7 protein-coding genes are annotated in these 8,654 nt (G+C 70.0%); 2 read left to right on the top strand and 5 right to left on the bottom strand.

Annotation, left to right across the window (positions count from 1 at the left end):
* Window positions 1-312 precede the first annotated feature (312 nt).
* Complete coding sequence (gene urtE, locus ABD866_RS15800; RefSeq protein WP_345067362.1) at window positions 313-1,005, top strand: urea ABC transporter ATP-binding subunit UrtE; 693 nt, start codon at window positions 313-315, stop codon at window positions 1,003-1,005.
* Between the two features lie 160 nt (window positions 1,006-1,165).
* Window positions 1,166-2,278, top strand: a complete 1,113-nt coding sequence (locus ABD866_RS15795; RefSeq protein WP_345067359.1) for an adenylate/guanylate cyclase domain-containing protein — start codon at window positions 1,166-1,168, stop codon at window positions 2,276-2,278.
* A 33-nt stretch (window positions 2,279-2,311) separates the two neighbouring features.
* Here ABD866_RS15795 and ABD866_RS15790 read toward each other — a convergent pair whose 3' ends face one another.
* The 5 genes from ABD866_RS15790 to ABD866_RS15770 all read right to left on the bottom strand — a co-directional run bounded on the left by ABD866_RS15790 (window position 2,312) and on the right by ABD866_RS15770 (window position 8,613).
* Window positions 2,312-3,061, bottom strand: coding sequence for a haloacid dehalogenase type II (locus ABD866_RS15790; protein WP_345067357.1), 750 nt, complete (start codon window positions 3,059-3,061; stop codon window positions 2,312-2,314).
* 27 nt (window positions 3,062-3,088) lie between these two features.
* Window positions 3,089-3,919 (bottom strand): urease accessory protein UreD, encoded by an 831-nt coding sequence (locus ABD866_RS15785; RefSeq protein ID WP_345067355.1) that lies wholly within the window; start codon window positions 3,917-3,919, stop codon window positions 3,089-3,091.
* Between the two features lie 141 nt (window positions 3,920-4,060).
* Window positions 4,061-4,594 (bottom strand): nucleoside deaminase, encoded by a 534-nt coding sequence (locus tag ABD866_RS15780; protein ID WP_345067352.1) that lies wholly within the window; start codon window positions 4,592-4,594, stop codon window positions 4,061-4,063.
* Between the two features lie 76 nt (window positions 4,595-4,670).
* On the bottom strand, window positions 4,671-5,759 hold the full coding sequence (locus ABD866_RS15775) for a patatin-like phospholipase family protein (RefSeq protein WP_345067349.1): 1,089 nt from the start codon (window positions 5,757-5,759) through the stop codon (window positions 4,671-4,673).
* Between the two features lie 193 nt (window positions 5,760-5,952).
* Window positions 5,953-8,613 (bottom strand): outer membrane protein assembly factor BamB family protein, encoded by a 2,661-nt coding sequence (locus ABD866_RS15770; RefSeq protein ID WP_345067346.1) that lies wholly within the window; start codon window positions 8,611-8,613, stop codon window positions 5,953-5,955.
* Window positions 8,614-8,654: the final 41 nt, after the last annotated feature.

Below are 8,654 nucleotides of genomic sequence, written 5' to 3'. Positions count from 1 at the left end.
CCGCATCGTGATCATGCTTGCTGCGGTTGTCCGAGCGGAGCGCGATCAGCGCGCAGCGAGTTCCGCAGCACGCCCCGCGACCGAGCACCGCAGGGTGCCCGAAGCGCAGCGCAGGGACGCAGACGTGGGGTCGCCTTTTCTTTGCCTTCTTTCTTTTGGCGACCCAAAAGAAAGAAGGTGCGCCGCCGGGCGCACATCCCGGCCTCAGAACACAGCACAAGCACGGCAGCTAACCATCGTCTACAACCAAATGCTATGAATTCCATAGCTGCTCGTGCTTAAGAATCAAGCACAAACCCAAGAAAAACCCCCATGCTCACCGTCCAAAACCTCCACCAGTACTACGGCGGCTCCCACATCCTGCGCGACGTGAGCTTCACCGCCGCCCCCGGCAAGGTCACCGTGCTGCTCGGCCGCAACGGCGTGGGCAAGACCACGCTGCTCAAGAGCCTGATGGGCCTGGTGCCCATCAAGAGCGGCAGCATCCAGTTCGATGGAAAGCCGGTTGACAAAGCCACCCCCTACGACCGCGCGCGCGCCGGCATGGGCTACGTGCCGCAGGGCCGCGAGATTTTTGGCCGCCTCACGGTCGAAGAAAACCTGCGCATGGGTCTGGCGTACCGGCCCGCATCCACCCCGGTGCCCCCGCAGCTGTACGAGCTGTTTCCGGTGCTCCAGCAGATGCTGGGGCGTCGCGGCGGCGATCTGTCGGGCGGGCAGCAGCAGCAGTTGGCCATCGCGCGGGCGCTGGCGCCCGGGCCGCGCCTGTTGATCCTCGACGAGCCGACCGAGGGCATCCAGCCGAGCATCATCAAGGACATCGGCCGCGTGATCCGCATGCTGGCCGACGGTGGCGAGATGGCCATTCTGCTGTGCGAGCAGTACTACGACTTTGCCGAGGAGCTGGCCGACGAGTACCTGGTGATGGAGCGCGGCGAGATCATCGCCCGCGGCCCCGGGCACGAGATGCAGGCCAAGGGCATCCGGCAGCTGGTGGCGATCTGAGCGGCGCTGCGCGGTGCAACAGGCCCGTCAGAAGCCTGTTGCAAGCCCGGGATAGTGCGCTTGACCCGGCGCAGCGCCCGCGCCTAAGCTCGCTTGACGGCTCCGGTGCCGCGGCGTGGGCCGCGGGCGGGGCCTTCGCCCAGAGCCGAAAGCCCCTTCCGTGAAGAAAACGCCCGCACCGTCTGCCCCGTCTGTCAGCCTGCACGACATCGAAACCCTGTGGGAGCGCACCACCGGCGCGCCGCCTGTGGGCGCCCTGCGCAGCGGTCTGCGCCAGCTCTTCGGTGTGGTGGATGCCCCCGAGGAGGGCGCACCTGCGCCTGCACAGGCGCCCGCGCCTTTGCAGGCCCGCCCCCTGACCCTGCTGATGGCCGAAGTGCGCGAGCTGTCGGCGCTGGCCTCCTTGCACCCGCCCGAGCGGGCGTCGGCGGCGCTCCAGCGCTGCCTGGACCGCATCACCGAGGTGGTACGCACCTACGGCGGAGACATTGACCACATGGCGGGCCAGTTGCTGTCGGTGGTGTTCGGCCTGCCCGAAGCCCGCGACGACGACGCTGCGCGCGCCGCCATGTGCGCGGTGGCGCTGCAGATGGCCCTGCGGGATCTGAACCAGGAGCATCTGCAAGAGCACGTGCCCGCCGTGTTCCTGGGCATCGGCATTGCCACCGGCACGGCGCTGGTGGGGCACCTGGGGGCGGGCCCCCGCAGTGCTCCCCACACGGTGCTGGGCGATGTGGTCACGCTGGCCGCGCAGTTGCGCGCGCTGAGCCTGCGCGGTCAGGTGCTGGTGTGCGAGCAGACCTACCAGCGCTGCTGGAGCAACGCCTCCATGGCCGCGCCCATGCAGGTCTGGATCAAGGGGCGCAGCGAATCGGTGTCGGTGCGCGAACTGGTGGCCGTGCCCTCGCGCAAGCTCAAGGTGCCGCGCCAGGAGTTCCGCCGCAGCCACCGGGTGGAGGCGCACCTGCCGGGCACCTACCAGGTGGTGCGCGACGGTGTGGTGCTGCCCCATGTGGCCGCCTGCACCCTGCGCGACGTGGGCTACCACGGCACCATGCTGGTGCTGTCCGAGCCGCTGATGCTGCAGGACGAGGTGCGCCTGTCGTTCGACCTGCCCATGTCCAACTACCAGGCGCGCGATGTGTACGCCCGCGTGGTCACGCTCACCGCAGCCGAAGACGGCGTGCTCGCCGGTATGGAGTTCACGCGCACCAGCGCCGAGTTCGACGCGCGCGTACAGCGCTTCGTACAGATGCTGGTGGCCGCGCGCTGAACGCAGCGCGCAGCACCGGCCGCCGCGTGGGGGTCAACAGCCCAGCGCTGCGGCCAGTGCGGCGATGTCGTGGCAATGCAGGTCGTTGCCCGGCTGGGGCGACACGTCCTTGGGCTGCGCCACGCCATATTCAAACGATCGCTCGATGTACGCCGTGCGCAGCCCGCAGGCGCGCGCGGCCGCCAGGTCGTCGTGGTGGGCGGCAGCCAGCAGCACGGCTGCGGGTGGCACGTCCAACACCCGGGCCACGCCCAGGTAGGCCGCGGGCAGTGGCTTGTAGGCGTGAAACACCTCGGCGCTGAGCACGCAATCCCAGGGCAGCCCCGCGTGCTTGGCCATGCGCGTGAGCAGCCCGATGTTGCCATTGGACAGCGCGCCCACCACCAAGCGCTGGCGCAGCCGCTGCAGGCCAGCCGCGCTGTCGGGCCAGGCATCGAGCCGGTGCCACACGCGGTTCAGGTGGGCGCGTTCGGCCTCGTCCAGATGCCCCAGCCCAAAGCGCGGCAGGATCTCGTCGAGCACCTCGCGGTGCAGGGTGTCGAGCACCGTCCAGGGCCGTGAACCGTTGCGCACGCGCTCCATCGCGGGTTGGTAGCCCGCGCGCCAGGCCAGCGCGAAGGCGTGGCCGTCCACCTGTGGCCAACGTACGGCCATTTCGCGCACGATGCTGCCGTGCCAGTCCACCACGGTGCCGAAGACATCGAACACGACCACCTGCACATCGGCCAGGGCCGGTGGGAGGGCGGCGCGGTCGCGTGGTGGCGGCTCAGGGTGTTGCGGCATGGCGGGGCTCCAAGAGTGCCCCGCAGCTTACATGGCCCAGATGCGCGGCGGCTCCGCCGCGCGCTGCCAGAACTGCTGGCGCCACGCGCCGCGCACGGCCTTGAGCAACTCCATGGCGGGTTCCACCACCGGGGCCAGCACGCGCAGCACCAGCACCTGCGGGTGCGGCTGCGTCACGCCGGCCGTGGCTGCAAGCGGGTGGGCTTCGACGCAGGCGCGCGCTGCGTCCAGCGCGGCTTCGGCCTGCTCGCGGGTGAAGGCGTCACCGCCCGCCAGCACCAGGCTGGCCAAGCAACGGTGGCCAGCCAGTCCTACCGGGCTTTGCAGCAGGCGTGTGTCGGCCGCGTCGATCAGCCCGCGCTCCAGCCACACGCCGGGCAGCTCCAGGTGCTGCTGCAGGCTGCCTTGCACAAAGGGCTGGTCGGCATGGGGCAGGCCCAGCGCGGTCACGTCCCAGGCCAGACAGAGCGCGCCTGGCGCGGGCTCGATCTGTAGGCGGTTTTCGGCATGGCAGCCGCTGTAGCACAGGGCTTCCAGCGGTAGCCATTCCAGCCGTGCCCCGGGCGCCAGGCGCAGCCGCGTGCGCTGCTGGGCCAGCGGGCCGTCCGAGCGGTAAAAGCGCGTAGCTCCGGGCGTGGTCACCAGGCCATGTGCGCCGGTGTCCACGTCCACGGTGATGTCGAGCACATCGCCACCCACCAGCCCGCCCGGCGGGTGCACCAGCACGTTGTGGCAGATGGCATCGCCTTCCGGATAGAGGCTTTGCAGCACGCGCAGCGGTCCGTCGTGCAGAAAGCGCGCCACGGTGCGGCCGTGTTCCAGGCGGTAGTCGAGGTCAAGTCGTGCGTGCCAGGCCATCGGGGTGTCGGGTCCAGAGAATTGCTATTAAAAATAGAGCTACTGAATGAGCATTGGTCAGCACGAGCTGCCTGTTTGATTCAGGTGCTCGTGGCGCTCTGCAACGCGGCGCTGGCCCCGCCTGCGCGCGCCGGCCGGGTGTCAGGCGCGCCAGTAGCCCACATGGGGGGCGCTGGCCTCGGCCACCAGCGCCGGGCCCACGCAGTCTATCGGGTGGGGCGCTGCGCTGAAGACCGTGCGGCACGACAGGGCGATGTCGCGCTGCTCAGGGCGGTTGCCGCGCAGCACCCGCAGGCGCTGCGCGTCCAGCCCGAACACCACGCGCCCGATGCCAGCCCAGAAGATGGCCCCCGCGCACATCACGCAGGGTTCGGTGGAGGCGTACAGCGTGGACTGCGCCAGCACCTCGCGCGGCACGCGGTCGCCGATCTGGCGCAGCGCCTGCATCTCGGCATGGGCGGTGCTGTCGCCGGTTTCGTGCGTCTGGCAGTAGGCATCGGCCAGCACGTCCCCATCCGGGCCCACCAGCACCGCGCCAAACGGCGGGTTGCCCCGCGCCCGAGCGGTGCAGGCCCAGGCGATGGCCCGCCGCAGGTGGCGGGTGTCGCTGTCGTCCAGCGCTTGTGGCAACTCGGCCAGGGGCGCAGGCCGGCTGAGGGTGGCAGGGTGGTGCATGGTGTCTCCTCGCAGGCGTGGTGCGTGGGACTATGCACAGGCCGTGCCAGTGTGCGGGCCAGCGGGTGCGCTGTGCTCAGGGCGCGGGCGGGGTGCAGGGCGAGTCGAGCCCCACCAGCCCGGCCACCTTCTGCAGCCGGGAGCGCCGCTCCAGGCAAGCCTGGTATTCGGCCTGCGCCGCCTGCTGCTGCGCGGCGCGGGCGGCGCGGACGCGCTCCGCCTGGATCTGGGCCACCCGCTCGCGGATCTGCGGCATGGCCGCCAGCGCCGCTTTTTCGCCTTCGAGGATGGCGTTCGCCCGCTGGCTGAAGTCGGCCGCGCCAATGTCCAGCACCTGCGGGCGGATCACCACATCGGCGCGCGCGAGTTCGGCTTCGCCGAGCTTCTGGCCCATGATGGCAATCGATTGGCCCAGGGTGCCGAGCAGATCGCCCGGCGTTTTGCCCCGGGCCTTGTTGGAGATATCGACCGCCACCACCAAGTCGGCCCCCAGCTGGCGGGCTGCGTCCACGGGCACGGGGCTCACCACGCCGCCGTCCACGTAGCGCCACCGGCCGATCACCACCGGCTGGAACACGCCCGGCACGCTGCTGGACGCGCGCACCGCCTGGCCCGTGTTGCCGCGGGCGAACACCGTGCGCTCGCCGTCTTCGAGCCGCGTAGCCACGGCCACGAAGGGCTTGGCCAACTGCTCGATGGGCTTGCGCCGCACCTGCTCGTTGACATAGTCCTCCAGCTTCTGGCCCTGCACCAGACCGCCGGACGAAAGCTGCAGATCGCGGATGCGGCTTTCGTCGAGCGCCACGGCCCGCTCTTGCAGCTCAAACGCTGTCATGCCGCTGGCGTAGAGCGCGCCCACCACGCTGCCTGCACTGGTGCCTGACACCACCGCTGGCACCAGGCCATTGGCTTCGAGCATCTTGATCACGCCGATGTGCGCGAAGCCCTTGGCCGCACCGCCGCCCAGTGCCAGGCCAATGCGCACAGGCGGTGGGCCTGCGGGGGCTGCAGCCTCGGGCGCGGGCCGCACCGGGGCACCGCCGCCGCAGCCGGCCAGCACGGCAGCGGCCACCAGCGCGGCCGCCGTATGGCGGGCTGGGCGGGACCAGGGGGCTCGCCAGGCGCGGCGGTCTGGGTGGGGCGGGGTCGGGGCAGACGATGGCATGGCGATCAGGGGCGCCCATGTCCGAAGGGCCACGGGTGCGGGTGCCGATGGTAAACCCATGGGCGCAGCCCTACGGGACACGCGCGATGGGCCTTGTCGGCTAATCGAGTCGCACGATGGCAGCGGCGTGGACTGTCCGTGCCTGGGGCCGTGTCCAGGGCGGCCGTGCGCGCGCTGTCCTCAAACGCGGGCCCTAGCGCTGCACTGCCTGCGGCAGCTGGAACGCGTACTCACCCTCTGCCACATGCGGTCCGATCATCATGCGCGCTACCAGTCGGCGCTGCCAGCCCAGGCGCTGGGTCTGGGTGTCGTTCCAGATCAGCGTGCAGCGCACCGTGCTGCCCTGGATCACTGGCACCTGGTTGAGGGTGGTGTAAGGCAGGTCCAGCGGTTCGCCGCTGTCGGCGTCCAAGAGCACGATGCCGATGGTGTGGTCGTACGGTGTGACCGGCGGCTCGTGCGGTGAGGCGGGCGGCGACCAGGTGGCCTGCATGTGCAGGTAGGGCCAGCGAAAGTCGCAGTGCTCCGGGGCCACTTGCAGCCCGCCGGTGTCCGGGTCGTGGCGGTCGAGGGCGTACGTGCCCGCCCAGATGAAGGCGCCGCGACGGTCCAGCAGCTTCCAGGGGCGCATCAGCGGCCCCAGGCCCATACCCACCAGCCGCTTGAGAAAGGCGAACACGCGCAGCCCCACCGCGGGCGTGCCGCTCGATGCCAAGGCCCCGGCAGCGGAGGCGGCCACATGGCCCGCGGCGCTCTCGCGGTCGTGGGACCCGTGGGCCAGGTGGGCTTCGTGCGCCTCTTGGGCGGCGTGGTGGGCCAGCCATTTGTGCACCAGGTTGTAGAGCCACAGGAATGTGGTGGGCAGGCTCTTGCGGTAGGTGGCCGACAGCGAAACCCCACGCTGCGTTTCGCCATCCAGTACGGCCGTGAGCCGGAAACTGTCAAGCGCGATGGGCAGGGCGCTCAGCTCGAAGTACACATCGCGCGCTTCCAGCACCAGCATGCCTGCGCGATAGTGGCCCTGAAACAGATACATCAGGTCGCGCGCGGGGCTGCCCGCGTTGCCCTCGGCGTAGTGCTCGCAGCCGTACACCCACACCGGGCTGCTGCCGGTGTCGTCGGGTGCGCCCACATGCAGCACCGTCAGCGCAATGCGGATGGTGGCAATCGCCAACTGGTCGAACGCGGGCACGACGAAGGGCGAGAACACCGACATGCGCGACACGCTCCAGGTGCGGCCAAGCAGGGCCGCAGCGGGCGGGGGGGCCGCCACGGGGCGGAGCTGGCAGGGGGCAGAGCCCAACAACCTGCCTTGGTGCAAGACTTCCAGCGCAAAGGCCGGGCGGTCCACGGGCACCACCAAGTGCACGAGCGTGCCGTCGGCGCTCAGCGCAAACGGCTGGGCCTGCTGGTCGATCCGAACCTGCAGGTCGGCGGGTTGCAGGTAGGCAAAGCCGTTGGCTCCCAGAGAGGCCAGGGTCATGAGCTGACCGCCGTCCACTGTCAGGGGCGTCTGTGGGTCCAGCGGCTGGCGGGCCATGCGGCCGGCAGGGGACACATAACGCAGGCCACAGGCCTGCGGCGGCACCGGGGATGCGCCGAAGGCGTCGTACGGAATGCGGGCCACGATACCGCCCGAGGTGACCGCCACCACGCCCTGTGGGCTGAGCGCCAGGGAGGCGTTGATGGCCGGGTACTGTACCGACGTCCAGAACGCTGGATCGTGCCCCTGGTCGTGCGGGCCGCGCGCCTGCCCGGCCACGTCGAACTGGCCGAGCACTGCGCCTGTGGCCGGAGCGATGGCCAGTACGACCCCGTCGCCTGTGGCCACGTACACGCGATAGCCACGCAGGTCGTCGGGGTCGGGCCCTACCACCGGGGACGAAAAGCTGGGCATGCCGGTAAAGCGCTCCCACATCAGCGACGGCGCGGCGCTGCGATCGCGCAGGTCATAGCCCCGCAGCACGCCATCTGACGAGAGCACGAACATCTGCTGAAGATCGTCCTGTTCGTAGAGCGCAGGCGATGCATAAATGAGCGCCGGCGTGTCCACGCTGGCCAGCCGCTTGCCTTGCGCGTGGGCGTCCAGGCAGACCACGCGTCCGTCGAATGCGCCCACAACCACCCGACCGTCGCGCGTAATGGCCGGCGAACTTGCGCAGAGGTTGTCCAGTGGCGCCGTCCAGAGCAGCGTGGGCGTGTCTTGACGGGGGTCGAACGCGTACACCGTCATATCGGCCGATGCGAAACAGCCCATAGAGCCATCGGCGCTGAAGGCCGCCGCGCTCCAGATGAAAAAGCCTGTGGCAAACGACCAGCGCGGCTTCAGTTGGGCGCCGTCAACCTGGCACGCGTAGAAAAAGAAGTTGTCACAACCCGCGTACAGGTGGCCGTGACCATCGGTGGTCACATTGCCCTCCAGCCAGTCGATGGTACTGGGGGAGTCGAGCTGGGCCTTGAGCTCAAAGCGCTCCAGGGATTGGCCCGGCGCGCGATGGTACAGCGCGCGGTCGCCCCCTGGCACACACAGCAAGCCGCTGGGCAGGTAGCAGGCCGCTGAATCGACCACGGCGCGCGGCGGGTCGGCATCGCGTTGGCAGGCGCCCGCAGCCACCGGCACATGGCTCCACGTTCCATCGGCACCGAGCGCGTACAGGTAGCCGTCCGACGACCCGACGTGCGCCGTGCCGTGCGCGTCCACGATGGGTGTGGCGTTGAGGATTCCGCCCGGCAATGCGCGTCGCAGTACCACGGCTTGGGCGCGCAGCGGAGGACCGAAGCCCCAGCAGCCGGTGTTCTGTGGGTTGCCGCGCATGGTCGGCCACGGTGCGGGTGCGGGGTCGGTGGTGTGCATGGTCCCTCCTTGTGTGCATTGCCTTCGTGGGCGCGAATGTA

The sequence above is a fragment of the Acidovorax lacteus genome (assembly GCF_039540375.1).
Classification (GTDB): Bacteria; Pseudomonadota; Gammaproteobacteria; order Burkholderiales; family Burkholderiaceae_C; genus Acidovorax_G; species Acidovorax_G lacteus.
The sequence above is the reverse complement of the archived record's forward strand: the minus strand, read 5'-3'. Positions and strand labels throughout refer to the sequence as shown.